The following is a 25,645-nucleotide window of genomic DNA, read 5'->3' on the forward strand; positions in this document are numbered from 1 at the left end:
AGCGCTTCTGAGTCAGCATCAACAAGTGCGTCAGCTTCAGCAAGCACATCAGCATCTGAGTCAGCATCAACAAGTGCGAGTCAATCAGCAAGCACAAGCGCTTCTGAGTCAGCATCAACAAGCGCGAGCCAATCAGCAAGCACATCAGCATCTGAGTCAGCATCAACAAGTGCATCAGCCTCAGCAAGCACATCAGCGTCTGAGTCAGCATCAACAAGTGCATCAGCCTCAGCAAGCACAAGTATGTCAGTTCCGGATAGTACTGATAAACCAGAGTTTAGTTTGAGTGAAAGTGCTTCGCAGTCAACAAGTCTAAGCATGTCAATCTCAACATCGGTGTCTATGTCGACTTCAACAAGTACGTCACTTTCAAATGCAATTTCTGATAGCGCCTCAACGTCAAGCTCACTTGTAGGATCAAATGTTGATCATTCGACTTCACATGTTGGAAATAGTGCCGAATCGACAGCTAAGTCAAGACAGCAATTGCCAAATACAGGTACAGAAGTTTCCAAAACATCTGCGCTTCTAGGAGCTTTGGCAGCTGTGACTGGTTTAGGTCTATTTGCGAAACGCCGTAAACGTGATGATGAAGAAGAAATGTAAACAATCTGCTTATCTCACATTTGATTGGCGATAGATGCATCTATCGAGTTTGGACAAAAAAGTCTGTAAAATCATAAAAACGCATATTATCAGGTGTTCAAAAACTTGATAGTATGCGTTTTATTGTGGAAATATTTCCTTTCTTTTCGGATGGAATTGAGTTTCCCATCCTTGTGTTTGTATAGTCGGTTAAAAAATTGAGTACGAAAACCCACTTCATAAAAGTATTGATAGATTATACTCTTCGAAAATCTCTTCAAATCACGTCAATGTCGCCTTGCCGTAGGTATGGTTACTGACTTCGTCAGTTCTATCCACAACCTCAAAACAGTGTTTTGAGCTGACTTCGTCAGTTCTATCTGCAACCTCAAAGCAGTGCTTTGAGCAACCTGCGGCCGGTTTCCTAGTTTGCTCTTTGATTTTCATTGAGTATTAGTGGGTTTTTCTTGCACTGTTTTGATCTTTTATTTCCTTCGATTATATATTAGAGAGGATTAGTAGAAGAGGGGTGAGTTATTAGAATAATTATGTGCCATTTTATACCAAGTAATAATCAGACAGCAAGATAAGAGTACAGTTGTAGATAGTAAGAAACGTTTATCTGATCTTGTGTAGATAAGATTGATGTCGTCAGTAACAAATTGACGAAAAACCAATATAGATATAGTGTGATTTTTCTATAAGGATGGAAAAAAGAAGGGAAATTTGATAAGATAGGAATATGGATTTTGAAAAAATTGAACAAGCTTATACGTATTTACTAGAGAATGTCCAAGTCATCCAAAGTGATTTGGCGACCAACTTTTATGATGCCCTGGTGGAGCAAAACAGCATTTATCTGGATGGTGAAACTGAGTTAGAACAGGTCAAAGAGAACAATCAAGCCCTTAAGCGTTTAGCACTTCGCAAAGAAGAATGGCTCAAGACCTACCAGTTTCTCTTGATGAAGGCTGGGCAAACAGAACCCCTACAGGCCAATCACCAGTTTACACCAGATGCTATTGCTTTACTTTTGGTGTTTATTGTGGAAGAGTTGTTTAAAGAGGAGGAGATTACGATCCTCGAAATGGGTTCCGGGATGGGAATTCTGGGCGCTACTTTCTTGACCTCGCTTGATAAAAAGGTGGATTACTTGGGAATGGAAGTGGATGATTTGCTGATTGATTTGGCAGCTAGCATGGCAGATGTGATTGGTTTGCAGGCTGGTTTTGTCCAAGGAGATGCCGTTCGTCCACAAATGCTCAAAGAAAGCGATGTGGTCATCAGCGACTTGCCTGTCGGTTATTATCCTGATGATGCCGTTGCGTCGCGCCATCAAGTTGCTTCTAGTCAAGAACATACCTACGCTCATCACTTGCTCATGGAACAAGGACTTAAGTATCTCAAGTCAGACGGATACGCTATTTTTCTCGCTCCGAGTGATTTGTTGACCAGCCCTCAAAGCGATTTGTTGAAAGGGTGGTTGAAAGAGGAAGCGAGTCTGGTTGCTATGATTAGTTTACCTGAAAATCTCTTTGCTAATGCTAAACAATCCAAGACGATTTTTATCTTACAGAAGAAAAGTGAAATAGCAGTAGAACCCTTTGTTTATCCACTTGCTAGCTTGCAAGATGCAAGTGTTTTAATGAAATTTAAAGAAAATTTTCAAAAATGGACTCAAGGTACTGAAATATAAAATAGATTTTGTTATAATAGATGAAAACGCTTAAAAGAGGAGTCTTGTTATGACAAAAACAATTGCAATCAATGCAGGAAGTTCAAGTTTGAAATGGCAATTATACTTAATGCCAGAAGAAAAAGTATTGGCGAAAGGGTTGATTGAACGTATCGGTTTGAAAGATTCAATTTCAACTGTAAAATTTGATGGTCGTTCTGAACAACAAATTTTGGATATTGAAAATCATACACAAGCCGTTAAAATTTTATTGGATGACTTAATTCGTTTCGATATTATCAAGGCTTATGACGAGATTACAGGTGTTGGCCACCGTGTTGTTGCCGGTGGAGAATATTTCAAAGAATCAACAGTTGTTGAGGGAGATGTTTTAGAAAAAGTTGAAGAGTTGAGCTTGTTGGCTCCTCTCCACAATCCAGCCAATGCGGCAGGTGTTCGTGCCTTCAAGGAATTGTTGCCAGACATTACCAGTGTAGTTGTTTTTGATACTTCATTCCACACAACTATGCCAGAGAAAGCTTATCGCTATCCTCTACCAACAAAATATTACACAGAAAACAAGGTTCGTAAATATGGTGCCCACGGGACAAGTCACCAGTTTGTAGCAGGAGAAGCAGCAAAACTCTTGGGACGTCCATTAGAGGACTTGAAATTGATTACTTGCCACATCGGTAATGGTGCTTCTATTACAGCTGTTAAGGGTGGTCAATCTGTCGATACTTCAATGGGATTCACTCCACTTGGTGGTGTGATGATGGGAACTCGTACAGGGGATATTGACCCAGCTATCATTCCTTACTTAATGCAATATACAGAAGACTTTAACACGCCTGAAGACATTAGTCGCGTCCTTAATCGTGAATCAGGGCTTATGGGGGTTTCAGGCAAATCTAGTGATATGCGTGATGTGATTGCAGCTATGGAAGAAGGGGACCACGATGCCACTTTAGCCTATGAAATGTATGTTGATCGCATTCAAAAACATATCGGTCAATACCTTGCAGTCTTAAATGGAGCAGATGCTATTATCTTTACTGCAGGTATCGGTGAAAATGCAGTAAACGTACGCGAAGATGTTATCTCAGGTATCTCTTGGTTTGGCTGTGATGTTGATCCAGAAAAGAACGTCTTTGGCGTGACAGGAGACATCTCAACAGAGGCAGCGAAGATTCGTGTCTTGGTTATTCCAACAGATGAAGAATTAGTCATTGCCCGTGACGTTGAACGCTTGAAAAAATAAGTAAAACTAGTAAAAATATTCCGTACAAGGAGTTGGGAAAGAGATTTTTCCAGCTTCTTTTTATGGTGAAATTGTCCAAAACCTTGCTATGATTGGCTTTTTTGAAAAATATGGTATAATAGTAGTAATTTAATAGATGGAGTTGAGTTTTGAAGAAAAACTTTCGTGTAAAAAGAGAGAAAGATTTTAAGGCAATTTTCAAGGAAGGAACAAGTTTTGCCAATCGCAAATTTGTTGTCTACCAACTAGAAAACCAGAAAAACCATTTTCGAGTAGGTCTATCAGTTAGCAAAAAACTGGGGAATGCCGTCACTAGAAATCAAATTAAGCGACGAATTAGACATATTATCCAGAATGCAAAAGGGAGTCTGGTAGAAGATGTCGATTTTGTTGTCATTGCTCGAAAAGGGGTCGAAACCTTGGGATACGCAGAGATGGAGAAAAATCTACTCCACGTATTAAAATTATCAAAGATTTACCAGGAAGGAAATGGGAGTGAAAAAGAAACTACAGTTGACTAGTTTGCTAGGACTGTCCCTATTGATCATGACAGCCTGTGCAACAAATGGGACAACTAGCGATATTACAGCCGAATCGGCTGATTTTTGGAGTAAATTTGTTTACTTCTTTGCGGAAATCATTCGCTTTTTATCGTTTGATATCAGTATCGGAGTGGGGATTATCCTCTTTACGGTCTTGATTCGTACAGTTCTCTTGCCAGTCTTCCAAGTGCAAATGGTGGCTTCCAGAAAAATGCAGGAAGCTCAACCACGCATTAAGGCGCTTCGAGAACAATATCCGGGTCGAGATATGGAAAGCAGAACCAAGCTAGAGCAGGAAATGCGTAAAGTCTTTAAAGAAATGGGTGTCAGACAGTCGGATTCTCTTTGGCCGATTTTGATTCAGATGCCGCTTATCTTGGCCTTGTTCCAAGCTCTATCAAGAGTTGACTTTTTAAAGACAGGTCATTTCTTATGGATTAACCTTGGTGGTGTGGATACAACCCTTGTTCTTCCGATTTTAGCGGCAGTATTTACCTTTTTAAGTACTTGGTTGTCCAACAAAGCCTTGTCTGAGCGTAATGGGGCTACAACTGCGATGATGTATGGGATTCCAGTCTTGATTTTTATCTTTGCAGTTTATGCGCCAGGTGGAGTCGCTCTCTACTGGACAGTGTCCAATGCTTATCAAGTCCTGCAAACCTATTTCTTGAACAATCCATTCAAGATTATTGCAGAGCGCGAGGCCGTAGTTCAGGCACAGAAAGATTTGGAAAATAGAAAAAGAAAGGCCAAGAAAAAGGCTCAGAAAACGAAATAATAAGGAGGAATCTGGTAATGGTAGTATTTACAGGTTCAACTGTTGAAGAAGCAATCCAGAAAGGATTGAAAGAATTAGATATTCCAAGAATGAAGGCTCATATCAAAGTCATTTCTCGTGAGAAAAAAGGCTTTCTTGGTTTATTTGGTAAAAAACCAGCCCAAGTGGATATCGATGCTATTAGTGAAACGACAGTTGTAAAAGCAAACCAACAAGCTGTAAAGGGAGTTCCAAAACAAATCAATGATTTGAATGAGCCTGTTAAAACAGTCAGTGAAGCAACTGTTGATTTGGGGCATGTTGTAGAAGCAATTAAAAAGATTGAAGAGGGAGGCCAAGGTATTTCTGATGAAGTCAAGGCTGAAATCTTAAAACATGAAAGACATGCCAGCACTATCTTAGAAGAAACTGGTCACATTGAGATTTTAAATGAATTACAACTTGAAGAAACTGCTCTCGAAGGAGAAGTAGAAACTCCTAATATTGAAAGCCAAGCCGAGCAAACTGAAAGTCAAGAACTAGAAGACTTGGGCTTGAAAGTTGAACCGAGCTTTGATATTGAACAAGTAGCTACGGAAGTAACGACTTATGTTCAAACAATTATTGATGACATGGATGTTGAAGCCACACTTTCAAATGATTATAACCGTCGTAGTATCAATTTGCAAATTGATACTAACGAACCAGGTCGTATTATCGGCTACCATGGTAAAGTCTTGAAGGCCTTGCAACTATTGGCTCAAAATTATCTTTACAACCGCTATTCAAGAACCTTCTATATCACTATTAATGTCAATGATTATGTTGAACACCGTGCAGAAGTCTTGCAGACCTATGCGCAAAAATTGGCGACTCGTGTTTTAGAAGAAGGACGTAGTCATCAGACAGATCCAATGTCGAATAGCGAACGCAAGATTATCCATCGTATTATTTCACGTATGGATGGCGTGACCAGTTACTCTGAAGGTGACGAGCCAAATCGCTATGTCGTTGTAGATACAGAATAAGTAAAATCAGGGTTCTCCTGATTTTTTGCTAGCTAGAGGAGGTTAAACTGATGTTGAATAAGATAAGAGACTATCTAGACTTTGCAGGGATCCAGTACCGTAATCCAGATAAAGCTGGGGAAGAACGAGAGAAAATGCTGGAATTCCGTCATAAAGGTCAAGAGGCACGAAAGGCTTTTACAGAACTGGCTAAAGTATTTCAAACCAGTCATCCAGAATGGCAACTCCAACAGACTAGTCAGTGGATGAACCAAGCGCAGCGTTTGCGACCACATTTCTGGGTCTATCTACAGAGAGACGGACAAGTAACAGAACCTATGTTGGCTCTTCGTTTGTACGGGACATCTACTGATTTTGGTATTTCCTTAGAGGTCAGTTTCATCGAGCGTAAGAAAGATGAGCGAACTCTAGGCAAGCAGGCCAAAGTTTTAGAAATTCCAACCGTTGAAGGGATTTATTATCTAGTCTACTATGATGGTCAAAGTCAACGGTGGGAGGCGAACGAAGAAAATCGTCAGGTCTTAGTCGAGAAGGTAGGAAGTCAAGAAATCCGAAAAGTGTTAGTTAAAGCAGATGTTTCTTTTATTGAAAATCAATCATTAGAAGTGATTTTAGAAAAATTAGAAGATGCTTATGAACGCTTACTTCCCTACTATCAGGCGACTAGAGGGGAGCAAATAGAATACTGATTTACGTCGAATTGTTTAATTGCTATTCTATGTATTTTTTCATATAATAGTAAAATAGAATGTGTGATCCAATAATCACCTCAAATAGAAAGGAAATTCTATGTCAAATCTATCTGTTAATGCAATTCGTTTCCTAGGTATTGACGCCATTAATAAAGCCAACTCAGGTCACCCAGGTGTGGTTATGGGAGCAGCTCCGATGGCTTACAGCCTCTTTACAAAACAACTTCGTATCAATCCAGCTCAACCAAACTGGATTAACCGCGACCGCTTTATTCTTTCAGCAGGTCATGGTTCAATGCTTCTTTATGCCCTTCTTCACCTTTCTGGTTTTGAAGATGTCAGCATGGATGAGATCAAGAGCTTCCGTCAATGGGGTTCAAAAACACCAGGTCACCCAGAATTTGGCCATACAGCAGGAATTGATGCTACAACAGGTCCTTTAGGTCAAGGGATTTCAACTGCTACTGGTTTTGCCCAGGCAGAACGTTTCTTGGCAGCCAAATATAATCGTGAAGGCTACAATATCTTTGACCACTATACTTATGTTATCTGTGGAGACGGAGACTTGATGGAAGGTGTCTCAAGTGAGGCGGCTTCATACGCAGGTTTGCAAAAACTTGATAAGTTGGTTGTTCTTTATGATTCAAATGACATCAACTTGGATGGTGAGACAAAGGATTCCTTTACAGAAAGTGTTCGTGAGCGTTACAATGCCTACGGTTGGCATACTGCCTTGGTTGAAGATGGAACAGACTTGGAAGCAATCCATGCTGCTATCGAAACAGCTAAAGCTTCAGGTAAACCATCTTTGATTGAAGTGAAGACGGTTATTGGATACGGTTCTCCAAACAAACAAGGAACTAATGCCGTACACGGTGCCCCTCTTGGAGCAGATGAAACTGCAGCTACTCGTCAAGCTCTCGGTTGGGACTATGAACCATTTGAAATTCCAGAACAAGTTTATGCTGATTTCAAAGAACATGTTGCAGACCGTGGCGCATCAGCTTATGAAGCTTGGACAAAACTAGTCGCAGATTACAAAGAAGCTCATCCAGAACTGGCTGCAGAAGTAGAAGCCATCATCGATGGACGTGATCCAGTTGAAGTGACTCCAGCAGACTTCCCAGCTTTAGAAAATGGTTTCTCTCAAGCAACTCGTAATTCAAGCCAAGATGCCTTGAATGTTGTGGCAGCTAAGTTACCAACCTTCCTAGGTGGATCAGCTGACCTAGCTCACTCAAACATGACTTATATCAAGACTGACGGACTTCAAGACGATGCCAATCGCTTGAATCGTAACATTCAGTTTGGTGTTCGTGAATTTGCCATGGGAACGATCTTGAACGGGATGGCCCTTCACGGTGGACTTCGTGTATACGGTGGAACTTTCTTCGTCTTCTCTGACTATGTGAAGGCAGCTGTTCGCTTGTCAGCCTTACAAGGACTTCCTGTGACTTATGTCTTTACCCACGATTCAATCGCGGTTGGGGAAGACGGTCCAACGCACGAACCAGTTGAACACTTAGCCGGTCTTCGTGCTATGCCAAATCTAAATGTTTTCCGTCCAGCAGATGCGCGTGAAACGCAAGCGGCTTGGTACCTTGCAGTGACAAGTGAGAAAACACCAACTGCCCTTGTCTTGACACGTCAAAACTTGACTGTTGAAGAGGGAACAGACTTCGACAAGGTTGCAAAAGGTGCTTATGTTGTTTATGAAAATGCAGCCGACTTTGATACCATCTTGATTGCAACAGGTTCAGAGGTCAATCTTGCTGTCTCAGCTGCCAAAGAATTGGCTAGTCAAGGCGAAAAAGTTCGCGTAGTCAGCATGCCATCTACAGATGTCTTTGATAAACAAGATGCAGCATACAAGGAAGAAATTCTTCCAAATGCAGTTCGCCGTCGTGTTGCAGTCGAAATGGGTGCAACTCAAAACTGGTACAAATATGTTGGTCTAGATGGTGCTGTTCTTGGTATTGATACCTTCGGAGCCTCTGCACCAGCACCAAAAGTATTGGCAGAATATGGCTTTACAGTTGAAAATCTTGTAAAAGTCGTTCAAAACTTGAAATAATCCTAAAAATCAGAGCGCAAGCTCTGGTTTTTCTTACTAGAAAAGCAAGGTACAATCTTGTAAAAGTAACTGAAATTTGATATAGTAGTCCTATGTAAAAGACAAAGGAGAATATAATGGAATCACAATATACATTTTTAATCATTCTTGTGGCTATGGTGGGCTTGATGTTCTTTACGCAACGCTCTCAAAAGAAACAAGCACAAAAGCGTATGGAAAGCTTGAATAAATTACAAAAAGGCTATGAAGTGATTACAATCGGTGGACTTTATGGAACAGTCGATGAAGTAGATACAGAAAAGAGAACAATTGTTCTTGATGTAGATGGAGTTTACTTGACTTTTGAACTAGCTGCTATCAAAACCGTATTGCCGCTGAAAGAAACAGCTTCACTCGAAGGCGCAATTGAAAAATAAGACGGGATCACTAACTCCCGTTTTTCTATAAAAGAAAGGAAATGGGATGAAAAAATTAGTATTTGTCTGTCTGGGAAATATTTGCCGCAGCCCTATGGCCGAGTTTGTGATGAAATCAATGACAGATAATTATGAAATCCAAAGTCGAGCGACTTCCTCTTGGGAACATGGTAATCCGATTCATAAGGGAACTCAAGGGATTTTTCAAGAGTATGAGATTCCTTATGACAAAGCCAAAACATCGCTTCAGATTAGTAAGGAAGATTTTGAAGCCTTTGATTATATTATCGGAATGGACGCTTCAAATGTCTCTGACTTACGTCAGATGTGTCCAGCAGACTGTCAAGATAAGATTTACTCATTTGCATCTGAAAGTGTACCAGATCCTTGGTATACAGGAGATTTTGAGGAAACTTATCGGCGTGTTCAAGAGGGGTGTCAAGCTTGGTTAGAACGTTTAGAAAAGGAGAGTGAAGGTGGAAAATCTTAAGAATTTTTACGAAAAGTATCGAGTGTATCTGACTCGTCCACGTTTAGAGCTTTTAGCAGTAGTTGCCATTGTTTTCTGTGCTGTACTCGTCTTTTTTCTAAATATTCCCGGAAAAGGTGTTCTAAAACTTGATAATGGAACGATTGTTTACGATGGCAGTCTTGTCCGTGGTAAAATGAATGGCCAAGGAACCATCACCTTCCAAAATGGAGACCAATATACAGGTGGTTTCAACAATGGAGCCTTCAACGGGAAAGGTACCTTTCAATCTAAAGAAGGCTGGACCTACGAAGGTGATTTTGTAAATGGTCAGGCTGAAGGAAAAGGGAAACTAACAACAGAACAAGAAGTCGTTTATGAAGGGACTTTTAAACAAGGCGTTTTTCAACAAAAATAAAGCCTCCTTATCAAAGGAGGTATTGTTAGCATCCAAAAGTAAGCGCTTACTAGAAAATCTAACTCTTTCCAAGCTCCTCTTCCAATCAAGCTTGTGAAATAAAAAAATATTTGAAATAAATTTCACAAACTCTAAAGAAAAAACGTGACAAGTAAAGAAAATGAGAAAAAATTCACAAGGATTTAAAAATTCTTTGTGAAATGTTTATGAAACTGTTTACAAAGTTGAAATAATGCGTTATAATAAACTTGTGAAAAAATTAACAAAGGATTAAATCCTTGAAAGCTATGGAGGAAAATATGGCTGATAAAAAAACTGTGACACCAGAGGAAAAGAAACTCGTTGCTGAAAAGCATGTTGATGGATTGGTGCAAAAAGCTCTAGTTGCCCTTGAAGAAATGCGTAAACTCGACCAAGAACAGGTCGACTATATTGTGGCCAAAGCATCAGTAGCAGCTTTGGATGCCCATGGAGAATTGGCTTTACATGCCTTTGAAGAAACAGGACGTGGTGTATTCGAAGATAAAGCGACTAAGAACTTGTTTGCTTGTGAACACGTAGTAAACAACATGCGCCACACTAAAACAGTTGGTGTTATTGAAGAAGACGATGTAACAGGTTTAACCCTTATTGCTGAACCAGTTGGTGTTGTTTGTGGTATCACTCCAACAACAAACCCAACATCAACAGCAATCTTCAAATCATTGATTTCATTGAAGACACGTAACCCAATCGTCTTTGCCTTCCATCCATCAGCACAAGAATCATCTGCTCATGCAGCTCGTATCGTCCGCGATGCAGCTATCGCAGCTGGTGCTCCTGAAAACTGTGTACAGTGGATCACTGAACCATCTATGGAAGCAACTAGCGCCCTTATGAACCACGAAGGCGTTGCAACAATTCTTGCAACAGGTGGTAATGCCATGGTTAAGGCGGCTTATTCATGTGGTAAACCAGCTCTTGGGGTAGGTGCCGGAAACGTGCCAGCTTATGTTGAAAAGTCAGCAAACATTCGTCAAGCTGCACACGATATCGTTATGTCTAAATCATTTGATAATGGTATGGTCTGTGCATCTGAACAAGCGGTTATCATTGATAAAGAAATTTACGATGAATTTGTAGCAGAGTTCAAATCATATCACACTTACTTTGTAAACAAAAAAGAAAAAGCACTTCTTGAAGAATTCTGCTTCGGCGTGAAAGCAAACAGCAAAAACTGTGCTGGTGCAAAATTGAATGCTGACATCGTTGGTAAACCAGCAACTTGGATTGCAGAACAAGCAGGATTTACAGTTCCAGAAGGAACAAACATTCTTGCTGCAGAATGTAAAGAAGTTGGTGAAAATGAGCCATTGACTCGTGAAAAATTATCACCAGTTATCGCAGTTTTGAAATCTGAAAGCCGTGAAGATGGTATTACTAAGGCTCGTCAAATGGTTGAATTTAACGGTCTTGGACACTCAGCAGCTATCCACACAGCTGACGAAGAATTGACTAAAGAATTTGGTAAAGCTGTTAAAGCTATTCGTGTTATCTGTAACTCACCTTCTACTTTTGGTGGTATCGGGGACGTTTACAATGCCTTCTTGCCATCATTGACACTTGGATGTGGTTCTTACGGACGCAACTCAGTTGGGGATAACGTTAGTGCCATTAACCTCTTGAATATCAAAAAAGTCGGAAGACGGAGAAATAACATGCAATGGATGAAACTTCCTTCAAAAACATACTTTGAACGTGATTCAATTCAATACCTTCAAAAATGTCGTGACGTTGAACGTGTCATGATCGTTACTGACCATGCCATGGTAGAGCTTGGTTTCCTTGATCGTATCATCGAGCAACTTGACCTTCGTCGCAATAAGGTTGTTTACCAAATCTTTGCTGATGTAGAACCAGATCCAGATATCACAACTGTAAATCGTGGTACTGAGATTATGCGTGCCTTCAAACCAGATACAATCGTCGCTCTCGGTGGTGGATCTCCGATGGATGCTGCTAAAGTAATGTGGCTCTTCTACGAACAACCAGAAGTGGACTTCCGTGACCTTGTTCAAAAATTCATGGATATCCGTAAACGTGCCTTCAAATTCCCATTGCTTGGTAAGAAGACTAAATTCATCGCAATCCCAACAACATCTGGTACAGGATCTGAAGTAACACCATTTGCCGTTATCTCTGATAAAGCAAACAACCGTAAATACCCAATCGCTGACTACTCATTGACACCAACTGTGGCAATCGTAGACCCTGCCTTGGTATTGACAATTCCTGGATTTGTTGCTGCGGACACTGGTATGGATGTATTGACCCACGCGACTGAAGCTTACGTATCACAAATGGCTAGCGACTACACTGATGGTCTGGCACTTCAAGCTATCAAACTTGTATTCGAAAACCTTGAAAGCTCAGTTAAGAATGCAGACTTCCACTCACGTGAGAAAATGCATAACGCTTCAACAATCGCTGGTATGGCCTTTGCTAATGCCTTCCTAGGTATTTCTCACTCAATGGCCCATAAGATTGGTGCGCAATTCCACACAATCCACGGTCGTACAAATGCAATCTTGCTTCCATACGTCATCCGCTACAACGGTACACGTCCAGCTAAGACAGCAACATGGCCTAAGTACAACTACTACCGTGCAGATGAAAAATACCAAGATATCGCACGCATGCTTGGACTTCCAGCTTCTACTCCAGAAGAAGGTGTGGAATCTTATGCAAAAGCTGTCTACGAACTTGGTGAGCGCGTAGGTATCCAAATGAACTTCAAAGCACAAGGAATTGATGAAAAAGAATGGAAAGAACATTCTCGTGAATTGGCCTTCCTTGCTTATGAAGACCAATGTTCACCAGCTAACCCACGCCTTCCAATGGTTGACCATATGCAAGAAATCATCGAAGATTCTTACTATGGTTACAAAGAAAGACCAGGACGTCGTAAATAATTGTTATCAGCCTAGAGGCAGGAATTTCCTGTCTCTTTTTTGTCGTTTTCACCAAACTATGATAGAATATAAAAAATTATATTTTTAAAATATAGGAGAAAGTCGAAGGAATGAACAGTTTTGGTGAAAAAGTAAGAGGTTTAAGAGAGGAAAAAGGGCTTAGTCGCCCAGTATTTTGCGGGGATGAGTCTGAATTATCAGTCCGTCAACTGGTGCGGATAGAAAAAGGAGAATTTCGCCCGACTATAAAAACACTAGAATATATTGCAGAACGATTAGAAATTCCGTCATACGTCTTGATGCCAGATTATAAGGAATTACCCAAGCGTTACCAAGAATTAAAGTACTTTCTTTTACATCATCCTGACTATGGAGACGAGGAGTTGCAGGAACAAAAGGAAGAATATTTCGATGAGATTTTTGAGAATTTTTATGATGCTTTGCCACGTGATGAGAAGATGATAGTGGATTGTCTTCAAGCAATAGATGAAGTGAGAGCGACTAGTAATTCCTTATATGGAAGCAGTGTGATTGAGGACAGTCTTCAAGACTTACTATCCAGAGATGTATATAGGGCTGAGGAATTGTTGAAATTGAGACTGTATTTCAACTGTCAGTTAATGGATGGTTTAAATGTGGGTGAGATAAAAGAATCTGAGCATGAAACCATTCTTTGTTTTCATGATAAACTAAGTTCTCAGGTTGATAAGATAGAGTTCGATTGTTTGGACTTACTTAGAGATTCCTTGTTAGCTTCTTTAGCTTGTATAGAAATTATGGGGCTGTTTCATTATTTTAAGAGAGCAGTTGAGACCTTAAATAAAATAGGGCAGAAAACACGAGATTTTCAAAAACAACCGATTGTCTTGATGGTAGAATGGAAATATTATATTCAGATGGATTATGATACAGCCAAACAAAAGTATGAAGAAGCAAAAATGATGGCGAGGATGTTTGGCAATGAGAAGTTAATCGTTAGTTTAGATAATGAATGGAGCGAAGACTTAGAAAGGTATTGTTAAATGCTTTATAGGAGTGACATTTCTGTCATTGGGGAAATGTCGCTTTTTTGTTACAATGAATTTGTAAATAAAAAAGAAAGGAAATTAAGATGACTAAAATATTAGTTTTTCTATTTATCACTGGCGGGTGGTGGAGTTAAGTTTAGAGGTTTGATATGCTAGAATTTGAAAGAATAGATAATATTTTATTAGCTGGCATGTCAGAAGTTGGAGATGTACTGCTCATTCGACAAACACTATCAAATCTTATTCAAGTAGAAATAAGAGTTAACGGCTATTTATTGGATTTGATTACAATAAAGTCTAAAAGATTAAAAATCTATCCCATAATTGGAATAGAAAAAAATGCACTTATTCTGGTTCAAGAAGTAAGTGTAGGACTTGATATGACGTTGGAGAGTAATAGAACATTTAGAGATTTTGATTTTTTTAGAAAATTAAAATAGGTTTGAAGAAGAAAAGGAGAAGAAAAAATGCTTAATAGTTATATTTCGTTTTTAGAAAATAAATATGCTACAACTGTAACAGTAAAATGGATTTGGGCTGTTGTTGTATTGATTTCAGTTATCGGTGCGATTGGATATGCTGTTTACTGTACATGGGTCGGAGGAACGTTTGTTGGTGGTATCAAAATTGGTATTCCTGATTTAGTCCATGTAACTTTTAACTGTAAAAGATAGATAGAAGTAGCTTTTAATTAACGAGGTTAGAAATGATTGAAATAAAGAACCTGAGTAAGAAGTATAAAAATCGGATAGTGCTGAATGACGTAACAATATCTTTCCCTGAAAAAGGAGTGACTGTTATTGTTGGGGTCAACGGAAGTGGTAAGACAACATTGATGGATTGTATAGTAGGGATGAAGTCAATGGATTCGGGAGAGATTTTTGTCGATAGTTTTTCTTATAGTAGCGATAACTATAAATCAAAGTTATTCTATATTCCTTCTGACTTTTATCTTCCTGAGTTTATGACAGGTATAGAGTACTTACATTTTATTTTATCAAGATATGTTCATTCTAATCGATTGTTAATACCTGATTTTATTGATTTATTTGGGTTAGAATCAGCACAAAATCAGTTAATTGAAAGTTACTCATTTGGTATGAAGAAAAAAATTCAGATTATTGCAGCTCTTTTATCAAATGCTGAATATATATTATGTGATGAGGTTTTTAGCGGGTTGGATTTTGAAACGGAGTTACTGCTGACGGAATTGTTAAAAGTTATATCAAAGAAGTCAAGTATTGTATTGGTGTCACATAATAAGTTAGTTGTTGAAAAATTTTCAGATAATATATATTTGATGAGAAATGGTAAATTATCTCTATTTTCAGGGACTGCTGAAGATTTAGTAAAGAAAATTTCATTAATGGAGAGTGTTTATGATAAAATCCAATGGATTAAAACAAGTTTTGTTTCTGGTTGAATTTTTTATTAATAGCGCACTAAAAGGAATATTAAATCGCCCTTTTTTCTCTTCGAAAATTAGAAAAACTATTTTCTTTGCTATATTTTTTTCTCTTTATTTTGCTTACTTTATGTATAATATGAGTGAGCTAAATCACATTTCATCAAATTTGTCAGCAGTTGATAATAGTTTGTTGCATAAGGGGCAGGCGATAACGTTTTTTAGTTATTTCAGTAATACAATTACATTAGCTATCGTCAGTTTTGTTTTTGTAGAGACTACTGTAAGTTTAGATAAATCGTCACTATTTTTTGTCAAAGCATTGCCTCATCAAAATATTGTGGTGTATAGAGCGTATGTACTGTTTAAAATTATTGTAATGTTGACTATTTATGGATTGGTTTCAGTTATTGCTGTACCTACTATTAAACTAATCACAGATAGCTTTTTCGAGGGGATACTATTTTCCATAACACAATTTTTAACATTTTTGATTACAGTTATCCTACTTGAGTGCTGTACTCGAATATTTAAAATAACTTGGTTTGTAAGAAAAAGCTTAGTATCTGTTGTTCTCTCTATACATTATTTGATTTTACTGTTATCGACGCTATACTATTTTTTCCATTTTAGATATGAATTTGAAAGTACTTTAGCCAACAACGTTACTAATTTATCATCATATATCATAATATCATTTAGTGTAGCAATCTGTTTATTTTGTATGTTTAGTTTAATCATATATTCATATCCTACGAAAGAGAACATTTTTATATCTCGGAGATATATAAAAATGCCAGTTGTGGAAAAGACGATTTTTCGAAATAAGCAAAATATTGGGATTTTATTGCTATTTTTTACAATATGCACTATTGTCACGATTCAAAGCGGAATAAATATAGGAATAATCGTGGGAGGATCGTTGTTACCATTTGCTGGTATTCTACTACTGCATTTTGCGGATGTAACTGCTTTATTCCGCAAACAGTTTGATCTGATAAGAATTAGCTATAAGATGGATTGGTTCTATCAATTCTGTTTAATTATGTTATTGTCACTTCCAAGTGTCTTGATGTGGTTATTAAGTATTATTACGATTCATTCTCTGTTAAAAGGGATGAGCTTTTCAGTTGCGAGTTTATTACTAGGATATCTATTTCCTAAATCGTATGGTAGTCTGAATGAATTTACATCGGTTTTATTGTTAATGAGTTTATTTGTTGCATTTGGTGTGTTTTCAAATATGCTAGGAATGGAATTATTAGTATTGTTTTCACTAATAGTTCTCCATTTTATGATTGTTAGAAAGGTTAGAAATGAAAAATTATAGTAAATATTTTAGTGTTACAGTTGTTACTTATTTGTTTTTGTTGGTTATCGAGACCTTGGTAAAATTATTTTCTATTGGGGGAGAAAGTTCTCAAAGTGTGACGACCTTGCTTGGGATTTCAATTGATAATCATGTCACTGCTCATGAAATTTCTACTACATTTGGACTAACTCCTCAGATAGTTGTTACTTTTGCTATATACTCTATCTTTGTCTCTGCTATAATTTATACATTTAAAAGAGGGACAAAATGATTTTGACATTAGGAGTATTATATATATTTTCTATTTTAGGTGGATTGATATTACACGAGTTACTCCATATTTTCATCGCGCATTTATTGAGATATAGTCCGAAACTAACTTTTTTGCCACCATTAAAATTTCAAGTATATTATGAAAATAGATATCAACCTTTGGATAATCTGCTTATATCGATTATTTCCCCGTTGTTTTTAGTCTTTATAGGATTTTTTATAGAATTAAATATATATACAATTATTTTAAAAATTACTTGTCTTTTAAATCTATTTAACTTGATACCAATTACAGGTGATGGAGAGGTTATTTTCTTATCTCTTATGCAGATGATAAAAAAGAAAAGAGGAAAAAGAATTGAAACTTAAATATTTACTGGGAGTGTTTTCGATAATCGCACTGTTTGTAATTGGTTATTATTTTTCAAACTCAGTTACTCAAGCAAATACATATAACGATCGATTACCGGTATTTGTGCATGAAGATTCTGAACAAATTATACACAAGTTAGTTAGGAAAAAAGAAGGGATTTATTATTTTGGTTTCCCCACTTGTCCGTGGTGTGTAGAGTTATTGCCAGTTTTTAATGAAGTTTTATCAGAACATAAAAAGACGGCATTCGTTGTTAATGTAAGAGATAAAAACTATACAAATAGACAAAATGAGGTTCTAGAAAAATTTTATAAGCAGTACACAGGTGAGGATGGTTTATCCGTTCCTTTTGTAGTAGCTATTGATAAAAATGCAAATGTAAAAGTTCATGTGGGAACAGTAGATGATCATGATGCCAGCAAGAAGAGATTGACTTCTGTCCAAAAAGAAGAATTAATCAATGTTTTGAGTGATTTAATTAGATAACAATACCTTTTTATTTAGCCATCAAACCGAAACATATTACAGAGAAAATACAGTTTGGTTAAATAGTATCTTGGGAGCTTTTTGGTTGGGTATTACCAGCAGTGCCTATTCCTATCTTTTTATGGTATGTTCAGTATAGTATATTACAAATATCGATATTCTTATTAGGGATGGTGTTTGCCTATTTACTGTGCCAAAGTATACAATTTATAGAGGTATTGATTTTTAAACGATATGAGTTTAAAGATGCAAAAGAGTTAGATGCCTTTTCTCTCCCAATAAAAACAAGAGTTGTTTTATATTTTGTTCGTCTTATACCGGTTTTAGTATTCTTGCTTTTCAATCAAATTATAGGTCTTGATTTTCACATATTACTTGTACTAAACACATTATACGTGACGGCTATTTTCTATCTTTCATATCGTTACATGGTGTCAAAACTTATCAACGGAGGAAAACATGTCAATTTTATCCATTAAAAATATTTCAAAGTTTTACACTTTGGACGGTAAACATCAAGAACAGGCTTTAAAGAATATAAACCTGCAGATTGCAAAAGGTAAAATTACAGCGATTTACGGGCCGTCAGGCTGTGGCAAAACCAGTCTACTCAATATCATCAGCGGTTTAGACAGACAATATGAAGGAGTTTTAGAATTTAAAGGGGAATCACTCCGTGACTTATCAGAGATTGAACTAACTCAATTTCGTAAAAACAAGATTGGATTTGTGTTTCAAAACTTTAACCTCATTCCTCATCAGTCTGTTTTGGACAATGTCAAGCTCCCTCTCTATGTCAAAGATTTATCTGACAGGGAGATGACAATGATTGCAAAGGAGCAATTAAGTAACTTGGGCATGGAGCCTTTTATGGCTAAAAATGTTAAACAACTTTCTGGTGGGCAAAAGCAACGCGTAGCAATAGCGCGTGCCTTGGTAAATCAGCCTGATATGATTGTAGCAGATGAGCCAACGGGTTCGCTGGATTCTCAATCCCAAGAAAAGGTATTGGAAGTGTTTAAAAAATTAGCCCAAACAGGGAAAACAGTACTGATTGTAACCCATAATCCAGAGGTTGCCGAATATGCAGATGTGATTATCAAAATGAAGGATGGTGAAGTCGTTGAAGAAGTCAAAAAATAAAGGATTATCATTGAAAAACAAATTCAAACTTTCTTTAAATAACTTTCTGGAAAGAAAGTGGCGTAACCTATTGATTGCGCTAGCAACCTCAATCGGTTTTGTAGGAGTCTTAATTTCTTTCGGCTTGGGAAATGCCTTGATTTCGATGATTGATGAAAATACGAATGGAGGTCAAATCCCTTCTCAAGTTCAGATTGCTTTAAATACAGAAAATGCTGGACGAGGCTTTTTGAACCAAGATGATAAGAACTATATCACGGATACAGTTGGGAAAGAAGCTATTAAATATTTGGAGAGTCCTTTTGGGATGACCATGTCAAATATTACTATAGATGAGCAAGAAATGGATCTGAGTCAAACGATGCCTTCTTATGCTCAAGTAGTGAGTCTATATGAGGATACAAGTATCTCTGTTAGTAGTAATGAGACGGACAAAGTGTTGGCTGGCTCCCTCTATACTGATGCAAATGAACAGGGCTTGACGATTCCAATCAGTTTACTAAAAAATTGGAATGAACAGACAGGAAAAAATCTGACAGCTAGTGATGTTATTGGCAAATCAGTCTCAGCCAGCATTGTAGAAAATGCTGCCGAGGCTAGCAAGACTGCTCAATTTCAAACAAAGATTGTGCGTGTAATCAATGATGAAGATGACATGGAGGACAGCAACAGTTTCATGCCGTCTCATCAAATGGAAACGATTTTGAAAGAAGCTGGATTTACAAAAGCTGTATCTTATTTTATCTTGGAACTCAAAGATCCATCACAAACAAAAGCGATAACAGAAGAATTGCAGAAAAACAAGAAGTATACTGTTCTTTCTCAACAGAAGGTTCTTGATATTGTGATTACTTTTATTCGTGTCATTCAGGGATTATTGATTGTACTTTCATCACAAGCTATTGTGGTAGCAGCGGTCATGATTGGTATCATCATTTACATCAATATCATGCAACGTTCTAAGGAAATAGGTGTCATGAAGGCAGTTGGTTATCAAAATCATGATGTCAAAGGGATTTTTATTTACGAGGCTATCTGGATTGTAGGGATCGCCTTGTTACTGGCCTTTTTGGTTGCACAAGGGGTGGGAAGTTTGGCGAATGCGGTTGTAAATCACTTTTACCCATCCATCACGAAGGTTTTTGAATTAAATCCTCTATCTATTTTAGGAACTCTAGCTTTCGCTCTCTTGCTTGGTTATGTATCAGCTTACTTCCCAGCACGTAAAATTAGTAAAATGGATCCTGTAGAATCGTTACGCTATGAATAGTAAGGGATTCCTTGATTTACAGTTTAAAAAAGAAACTAACATAGAAAAACAATGCCCGTACTTGCAATTAAACTTAAATAGTTATATAATAGGTTTGTTGAAAGGTGATTTGTAGTGATTCAAGTTACTCTTTTCACAATAAAAATTTCATGATTTTCATAAGGAGGAAATCACTAATGGTAGTTAAAGTTGGTATTAACGGTTTCGGACGTATCGGTCGTCTTGCTTTCCGTCGTATCCAAAACGTAGAAGGTGTTGAAGTTACTCGTATCAATGACCTTACAGATCCAGTTATGCTTGCACACTTGTTGAAATACGACACAACTCAAGGTCGTTTCGACGGTACTGTTGAAGTTAGAGAAGGTGGATTCGAAGTTAACGGTAAATTCGTTAAAGTTTCTGCTGAACGTGATCCAGAACAAATCGACTGGGCTAACGACGGTGTAGACATCGTTCTTGAAGCAACTGGTTTCTTTGCTACTAAAGCAGCTGCTGAAAAACACTTGCACGCTGGTGGTGCTAAGAAAGTTGTTATCACTGCTCCTGGTGGATCAGATGTTAAAACAGTTGTATTTAACACTAACCATGACGTTCTTGATGGTACTGAAACAGTTATCTCAGGTGCTTCATGTACTACAAACTGTTTGGCTCCAATGGCTAAAGCTCTTCATGATAACTTTGGTGTTGTAGAAGGATTGATGACTACTATCCACGGTTACACTGGTGACCAAATGGTTCTTGATGGACCACACCGTAAAGGTGACCTTCGCCGTGCTCGTGCTGCTGCAGCTAACATCGTTCCTAACTCAACTGGTGCTGCTAAAGCAATCGGTTTGGTTATCCCTGAATTGAACGGTAAATTGGACGGAGCTGCTCAACGTGTTCCTGTTCCAACAGGTTCTGTAACTGAATTGGTAGCAGTTCTTGAAAAGAACGTTACTGTTGATGAAGTGAACGCAGCTATGAAAGCAGCTTCAAACGAATCATACGGTTACACAGAAGATCCAATCGTATCTTCAGATATCGTAGGTATGTCTTATGGTTCATTGTTTGACGCAACTCAAACTAAAGTTCTTGACGTTGACGGTAAACAATTGGTTAAAGTTGTATCATGGTACGACAACGAAATGTCATACACTGCACAACTTGTTCGTACTCTTGAATACTTCGCAAAAATCGCTAAATAATTCTTGAGTCGATAAAAAGCAAGGCCTCCTGGTCTTGCTTTTCTTATATGGAAAAATGGATGACGGAATCATCCATTCTTTTTTAATTCTTTTTCAAAAGTATCTGATAGGACAGTGAAGCTTAATTTCTCTAGAGTAAGCGGATGGGTAAAGGAAATACGAAAGGCATGAAGCATAAGCCGACTTGTCTTTGATTTGCTATTATAGAGAGGGTCACCCAGGATCGGGAAGTTATGATGCGAAAGGTGCACACGAATCTGATGGGTTCGCCCTGTCTTTAGTTTGCAACGAACCAAGGAAGTTTTGTTTGGGAATTGCTTTAATCTGCTTACATGTGTTTCAGCATATTGCCCATTTTTTGTATCAACTACTCGTTTTCTGCGGTCATGGCGATCACGTCCGATTTTGTCCCTGAAAACAAGCTCTTTGCTGCTGATATTTCCATCAACTAGTGCCCAGTATTCCCTAGAAATCTCTTTTTTCTCCAGTAAGCGATTGAGAATAGGCAGGATAAAAGGATTTTTGGCAAAGAGGACTAAGCCGCTGGTTTCCATGTCCAGACGATGAACAACATAACAGGTCTGGCCAACGTAGGCACTGACATGGTTAAGAAGAGCAATTTCGTTTGGTTGGTTACCGTGGGTTTTCATCCCCTCAGGTTTGTTTACAATAATCAAGTGTTGGTCTTGATAAACCTCCTGAATGAGGTTTGGGTTGCCCCAAGGAATTTCTTTTTCGGGATAATCTTCCTCGTCAAAAGTCAACTGGCAAACATCTCCAGGACTTACCATCTCGTTCCAATGAACTTCTTGCTGATTAATCAAAATGTATTTCTTGATTCTCAAAAAATGACGGATTTTTCTAGGGATGAGGAGTTGTTCCTCAAGTAATTGCTTTACCGTCATTTGAGGTAGAGAGTCTGGTAATGTAAATGTGAATTTCATACAGATATTGTAACAAAAAAAGCCCTATTTGGATAGGAAATAGCTAAATTCTTGTCTTCCTATGATGAAGATGATAAAATAAACGCATGAAATTAGATAAATTATTCGAGAAATTTCTTTCTCTTTTTAAAAAAGAAACAAGTGAATCAGAGGATTCTGGGTCTACTAGCTTACGTCGCTCTCGTAGTGATCGAAAAAAATTAGCCCAAGTGGGTCCGATTCGAAAATTCTGGCGTCGCTATCATCTAACAAAGATTGTCCTTATACTAGGTTTGAGTGCAGGCTTGCTAGTTGGAACCTATTTGTTTGCTGTAGCTAAGTCAACCAATGTTAACGATTTGCAAAACGCCTTGAAAACTCGGACTCTCATTTTTGACCGTGAAGAAAAAGAGGCTGGTGCCTTGTCTGGTCAAAAGGGAACCTACGTTGAATTGACTGACATCAGTAAAAACTTGCAGAATGCTGTTATTGCGACAGAAGACCGTTCTTTCTATAAAAATGACGGGATTAACTATGGTCGTTTCTTCTTGGCTATTGTCACTGCTGGACGTTCAGGTGGTGGCTCTACTATTACCCAACAGCTGGCTAAAAATGCCTATCTATCACAGGATCAAACTGTCGAGAGAAAAGCGAAAGAATTTTTCCTTGCCTTAGAATTAACAAAAAAATATAGTAAGGATCAGATTTTAACCATGTACCTTAACAATGCCTATTTTGGAAATGGTGTGTGGGGTGTAGAAGATGCGAGTAAGAAATACTTTGGAGTTTCTGCGTCAGAAGTGAGTTTGGATCAAGCTGCGACTCTGGCAGGGATGCTCAAAGGTCCGGAACTGTATAATCCTTTGAATTCCGTACAAGATTCGACTAATCGTCGCGACACTGTCTTACAAAATATGGTTGCAGCGGGTTACATTGATAAAAACCAAGAAACCGAAGCTGCAGAAGTTGATATGAATTCGCAATTGCACGATAAGTATGAAGGGAAAATCTCAGATTACCGCTATCCTTCTTACTTTGATGCGGTTGTTAATGAAGCTGTTTCCAAGTATAATCTAACAGAGGAAGAAATTGTCAATAATGGCTACCGCATTTACACAGAGCTGGACCAAAACTACCAAGCAAATATGCAGGTTGTCTATGAAAATACATCGCTATTTCCGAGAGCAGAGGATGGAACATTTGCACAATCAGGAAGTGTAGCTCTTGAACCGAAAACAGGAGGAGTTCGTGGAGTTGTCGGTCAAGTGGCTGACAATGATAAAACTGGATTCCGGAATTTCAACTATGCAACTCAATCAAAACGTAGTCCTGGCTCTACAATTAAGCCTTTGGTTGTTTATACGCCAGCAGTTGAGGCAGGTTGGGCTTTGAATAAGCTCTTGGATAACCATACCATGAAGTATGACAGCTATAAGGTAGATAACTATGCAGGAATCAAAAAGAGTCGAGAAGTTCCCATGTATCAAGCCTTGGCAGAATCGCTTAATCTACCTGCTGTTGCTACTGTTAATGATTTGGGTGTTGATAAGGCTTTTGAGGCAGGCGAAAAATTTGGACTCAACATGGAAAAGGTCGACCGTGTTCTTGGTGTCGCCTTGGGAAGTGGTGTCGAAACCAATCCTCTGCAAATGGCTCAAGCATATGCTGCCTTTGCAAATGAAGGTTTAATGCCTGAAGCTCATTTTATTAGTAGAATTGAAAATGCTAGTGGGGAAGTTGTTGCTAGCCATAAAAATTCACAAAAACGGGTGATTGATAAAGCTGTAGCTGATAAGATGACCAGTATGATGTTGGGGACATTCACCAACGGTACCGGTATTAGTTCATCGCCTGCAGACTATGTCATGGCAGGGAAAACTGGAACAACTGAAGCAGTTTTCAATCCGGAGTACACAAGTGACCAGTGGGTGATTGGTTATACTCCAGATGTAGTGATTAGTCACTGGCTTGGTTTCCCGACCACTGATGAAAATCACTATCTAGCAGGATCTACTTCAAATGGTGCAGCTCATGTCTTTAGAAACATTGCCAATACCATTTTACCTTATACGCCAGGAAGTACCTTTACAGTTGAAAATGCATATAAGAAAAACGGAATTGCACCAGCTAACACAAAAAGACAAGTACAAACTAATGATAATAGCCAGACAGATGATAATTTGTCTGATATTCGAGGACGTGCGCAAAGTCTAGTAGATGAGGCTAGTCGGGCTATCTCAGATGCGAAGATTAAGGAAAAGGCTCAAACAATATGGGATTCGGTAGTCAATCTATTTCGCTAAGATGCTTGTCAAAGCCTAGCTTTCTTGTTATAATAGATAAGATGGAGGCGTTATGGCACTAAAAAAAGCAAGCCTAGCTTGTGCGGTTTGTGGTTCTAGAAACTATTCAATCAAGATTAGTGGAAACCCCAAGCCTACACGACTAGAAGTAAATAAATTTTGTAAGCATTGTGGCAAGTACACTACACACAGAGAAACGAGATAGGAGAGAGCGATGCGTTTTATTGGAGATATTTTTAGACTTCTTAAAGACACAACATGGCCAACTCGCAAGGAAAGCTGGAGAGATTTTCGTTCTATCATGGAATACACAGCTTTCTTTGTAGTAATTATTTACATTTTTGACCAGTTGATTGTTTCAGGTTTGATTCGATTTATTAACATTTTTTAGAAGGTTAGTGGAGTTAATTACACTAGAAATCTTCTATTTATGAAAGGAAATATCATGGATAGTTTTGATAAAGGGTGGTTTGTTTTACAAACTTATTCTGGTTATGAAAATAAGGTAAAAGAAAATCTATTACAACGTGCACAAACCTACAATATGTTGGATAATATTCTACGTGTTGAAATTCCAACACAGACAGTGCAAGTTGAAAAAAATGGAAAGAGAAAAGAAGTAGAAGAAAATCGCTTTCCAGGTTATGTTCTTGTAGAAATGGTCATGACAGATGAAGCTTGGTTTGTTGTTCGAAATACACCAAATGTTACAGGATTTGTCGGATCTCACGGAAATAGATCAAAACCAACTCCATTATTGGAACAAGAAATTCGTGATATCTTGGTTTCTATGGGACAAACTGTACAAGAGTTTGATATCGATGTTGAAGTTGGTCAAACTGTACGTATTATTGATGGAGCTTTTGCAGATTATACCGGTAAGATTACGGAGATTGATAACAATAAAGTGAAGATGATTATCTCTATGTTTGGTAATGATACAGTTGCAGAAGTAAACTTAAATCAAATTGCAGAATTATAACCCAAAGAGAGGCCCGTCCTCTCTTTTTTGTGCAGTTGAGGAGCTAAAGGGTGCAGAATGGATGAAATGTGCCAAAAGTGTTTCTGAATCTG

The 25,645-nt window shown here is 38.1% G+C and carries 28 protein-coding genes and 1 pseudogene; 28 read left to right on the top strand and 1 reads right to left on the bottom strand.

Translation table 11 applies throughout. The features are described from left to right. The 24 genes and pseudogenes from N8M09_RS10390 to gap all read left to right on the top strand — a co-directional run. Nucleotides 1-286, top strand: a pseudogene (locus N8M09_RS10390) (hypothetical protein); the annotation flags it as partial. After that, complete coding sequence (locus tag N8M09_RS10395) at nt 244-606, top strand: LPXTG cell wall anchor domain-containing protein (protein ID WP_261065110.1); 363 nt, start codon at nt 244-246, stop codon at nt 604-606. The pseudogene N8M09_RS10390 and the gene N8M09_RS10395, both read left to right, overlap by 43 nt. 721 nt (nt 607-1,327) lie before the next feature. Next, nucleotides 1,328-2,281 carry a class I SAM-dependent methyltransferase gene (locus N8M09_RS10400; protein ID WP_261048846.1) on the top strand — a complete coding sequence of 318 codons (954 nt, stop codon included), beginning with the start codon at nt 1,328-1,330 and terminating at the stop codon, nt 2,279-2,281. Nucleotides 2,282-2,330: 49 nt separating this feature from the next. Then, the gene (locus N8M09_RS10405; protein ID WP_261061613.1) at nt 2,331-3,521 is read left to right on the top strand and encodes an acetate kinase; all 1,191 of its coding nucleotides are present in this window, start codon (nt 2,331-2,333) and stop codon (nt 3,519-3,521) included. 149 nt (nt 3,522-3,670) lie between these two features. Continuing rightward, on the top strand, nt 3,671-4,042 hold the full coding sequence (gene rnpA, locus N8M09_RS10410; protein ID WP_000739245.1) for a ribonuclease P protein component: 372 nt from the start codon (nt 3,671-3,673) through the stop codon (nt 4,040-4,042). Then, complete coding sequence (locus N8M09_RS10415; protein WP_261065111.1) at nt 4,017-4,841, top strand: membrane protein insertase YidC; 825 nt, start codon at nt 4,017-4,019, stop codon at nt 4,839-4,841. Before rnpA ends, N8M09_RS10415 begins: the two co-directional genes overlap by 26 nt. 17 nt (nt 4,842-4,858) lie before the next feature. Continuing rightward, nucleotides 4,859-5,848: an RNA-binding cell elongation regulator Jag/EloR gene (gene jag, locus N8M09_RS10420; RefSeq protein WP_261065112.1), complete on the top strand. Its 990-nt coding sequence runs from the start codon at nt 4,859-4,861 to the stop codon at nt 5,846-5,848. A gap of 50 nt (nt 5,849-5,898) precedes the next feature. Beyond that, nucleotides 5,899-6,537, top strand: coding sequence for a ribonuclease P (locus tag N8M09_RS10425; RefSeq protein ID WP_261065113.1), 639 nt, complete (start codon nt 5,899-5,901; stop codon nt 6,535-6,537). 100 nt (nt 6,538-6,637) lie between these two features. Continuing rightward, nucleotides 6,638-8,614 (top strand): transketolase, encoded by a 1,977-nt coding sequence (gene tkt, locus N8M09_RS10430; RefSeq protein ID WP_261065114.1) that lies wholly within the window; start codon nt 6,638-6,640, stop codon nt 8,612-8,614. Between the two features lie 116 nt (nt 8,615-8,730). Continuing rightward, nucleotides 8,731-9,030, top strand: coding sequence for a preprotein translocase subunit YajC (gene yajC, locus N8M09_RS10435; protein ID WP_000445811.1), 300 nt, complete (start codon nt 8,731-8,733; stop codon nt 9,028-9,030). Nucleotides 9,031-9,076: 46 nt separating this feature from the next. Then, entirely contained in the window at nt 9,077-9,520 is a 444-nt protein-coding gene (locus N8M09_RS10440) for a low molecular weight protein-tyrosine-phosphatase (RefSeq protein WP_261065115.1), read from the top strand. Beyond that, nucleotides 9,507-9,917 (top strand): MORN repeat-containing protein, encoded by a 411-nt coding sequence (locus N8M09_RS10445; protein WP_000429317.1) that lies wholly within the window; start codon nt 9,507-9,509, stop codon nt 9,915-9,917. The genes N8M09_RS10440 and N8M09_RS10445 overlap by 14 nt, the downstream gene beginning before the upstream one ends. Before the next feature lie 299 nt (nt 9,918-10,216). After that, the gene (gene adhE, locus N8M09_RS10450; RefSeq protein ID WP_261065116.1) at nt 10,217-12,868 is read left to right on the top strand and encodes a bifunctional acetaldehyde-CoA/alcohol dehydrogenase; all 2,652 of its coding nucleotides are present in this window, start codon (nt 10,217-10,219) and stop codon (nt 12,866-12,868) included. A gap of 110 nt (nt 12,869-12,978) precedes the next feature. Next, on the top strand, nt 12,979-13,890 hold the full coding sequence (locus N8M09_RS10455) for a helix-turn-helix domain-containing protein (protein WP_261065117.1): 912 nt from the start codon (nt 12,979-12,981) through the stop codon (nt 13,888-13,890). Between the two features lie 155 nt (nt 13,891-14,045). Continuing rightward, the gene (locus N8M09_RS10460) at nt 14,046-14,336 is read left to right on the top strand and encodes a hypothetical protein (protein WP_261065118.1); all 291 of its coding nucleotides are present in this window, start codon (nt 14,046-14,048) and stop codon (nt 14,334-14,336) included. Between the two features lie 27 nt (nt 14,337-14,363). After that, nucleotides 14,364-14,570, top strand: a complete 207-nt coding sequence (locus tag N8M09_RS10465; RefSeq protein WP_050246678.1) for a hypothetical protein — start codon at nt 14,364-14,366, stop codon at nt 14,568-14,570. A 32-nt stretch (nt 14,571-14,602) separates the two neighbouring features. Continuing rightward, nucleotides 14,603-15,319, top strand: a complete 717-nt coding sequence (locus N8M09_RS10470; protein ID WP_050235539.1) for an ATP-binding cassette domain-containing protein — start codon at nt 14,603-14,605, stop codon at nt 15,317-15,319. Next, on the top strand, nt 15,276-16,631 hold the full coding sequence (locus N8M09_RS10475; RefSeq protein ID WP_261065119.1) for a hypothetical protein: 1,356 nt from the start codon (nt 15,276-15,278) through the stop codon (nt 16,629-16,631). The genes N8M09_RS10470 and N8M09_RS10475 overlap by 44 nt, the downstream gene beginning before the upstream one ends. Beyond that, nucleotides 16,618-16,884 carry a hypothetical protein gene (locus N8M09_RS10480; protein WP_050235541.1) on the top strand — a complete coding sequence of 89 codons (267 nt, stop codon included), beginning with the start codon at nt 16,618-16,620 and terminating at the stop codon, nt 16,882-16,884. Before N8M09_RS10475 ends, N8M09_RS10480 begins: the two co-directional genes overlap by 14 nt. Continuing rightward, entirely contained in the window at nt 16,881-17,255 is a 375-nt protein-coding gene (locus tag N8M09_RS10485; protein WP_050235542.1) for a metalloprotease family protein, read from the top strand. Before N8M09_RS10480 ends, N8M09_RS10485 begins: the two co-directional genes overlap by 4 nt. Continuing rightward, nucleotides 17,245-17,745 (top strand): TlpA family protein disulfide reductase, encoded by a 501-nt coding sequence (locus N8M09_RS10490; RefSeq protein ID WP_261065120.1) that lies wholly within the window; start codon nt 17,245-17,247, stop codon nt 17,743-17,745. Before N8M09_RS10485 ends, N8M09_RS10490 begins: the two co-directional genes overlap by 11 nt. Before the next feature lie 459 nt (nt 17,746-18,204). Further along, the gene (locus N8M09_RS10495; RefSeq protein ID WP_261065121.1) at nt 18,205-18,888 is read left to right on the top strand and encodes an ABC transporter ATP-binding protein; all 684 of its coding nucleotides are present in this window, start codon (nt 18,205-18,207) and stop codon (nt 18,886-18,888) included. Further along, entirely contained in the window at nt 18,857-20,158 is a 1,302-nt protein-coding gene (locus tag N8M09_RS10500; RefSeq protein ID WP_261065122.1) for an ABC transporter permease, read from the top strand. The genes N8M09_RS10495 and N8M09_RS10500 overlap by 32 nt, the downstream gene beginning before the upstream one ends. Before the next feature lie 176 nt (nt 20,159-20,334). Further along, nucleotides 20,335-21,345, top strand: a complete 1,011-nt coding sequence (gene gap / locus N8M09_RS10505) for a type I glyceraldehyde-3-phosphate dehydrogenase (RefSeq protein ID WP_261065123.1) — start codon at nt 20,335-20,337, stop codon at nt 21,343-21,345. A 68-nt stretch (nt 21,346-21,413) separates the two neighbouring features. Here the strand turns inward: gap and N8M09_RS10510 are convergent, their stop codons facing one another. Beyond that, nucleotides 21,414-22,289: an RluA family pseudouridine synthase gene (locus N8M09_RS10510; RefSeq protein ID WP_314726070.1), complete on the bottom strand. Its 876-nt coding sequence runs from the start codon at nt 22,287-22,289 to the stop codon at nt 21,414-21,416. Nucleotides 22,290-22,375: 86 nt separating this feature from the next. Here N8M09_RS10510 and pbp2a point away from each other — a divergent pair, with 86 nt between their 5' ends. From pbp2a to nusG, 4 genes are read left to right on the top strand one after another with little or no spacing between them, the layout of a single operon-like run. Then, nucleotides 22,376-24,571: a penicillin-binding protein PBP2A gene (gene pbp2a, locus N8M09_RS10515; protein WP_261065124.1), complete on the top strand. Its 2,196-nt coding sequence runs from the start codon at nt 22,376-22,378 to the stop codon at nt 24,569-24,571. A gap of 52 nt (nt 24,572-24,623) precedes the next feature. Next, nucleotides 24,624-24,776 carry a 50S ribosomal protein L33 gene (rpmG, locus tag N8M09_RS10520; RefSeq protein WP_001809375.1) on the top strand — a complete coding sequence of 51 codons (153 nt, stop codon included), beginning with the start codon at nt 24,624-24,626 and terminating at the stop codon, nt 24,774-24,776. A 9-nt stretch (nt 24,777-24,785) separates the two neighbouring features. Then, nucleotides 24,786-24,962: a preprotein translocase subunit SecE gene (gene secE / locus N8M09_RS10525; RefSeq protein ID WP_001210991.1), complete on the top strand. Its 177-nt coding sequence runs from the start codon at nt 24,786-24,788 to the stop codon at nt 24,960-24,962. A 54-nt stretch (nt 24,963-25,016) separates the two neighbouring features. Beyond that, nucleotides 25,017-25,553, top strand: a complete 537-nt coding sequence (gene nusG / locus N8M09_RS10530; protein WP_000376740.1) for a transcription termination/antitermination protein NusG — start codon at nt 25,017-25,019, stop codon at nt 25,551-25,553. The last annotated feature ends 92 nt before the right edge of the window (nt 25,554-25,645 follow it).

This window comes from Streptococcus mitis, from assembly GCF_946190375.1.
GTDB classification, from domain to species: domain Bacteria; phylum Bacillota; class Bacilli; order Lactobacillales; family Streptococcaceae; genus Streptococcus; species Streptococcus mitis_CJ.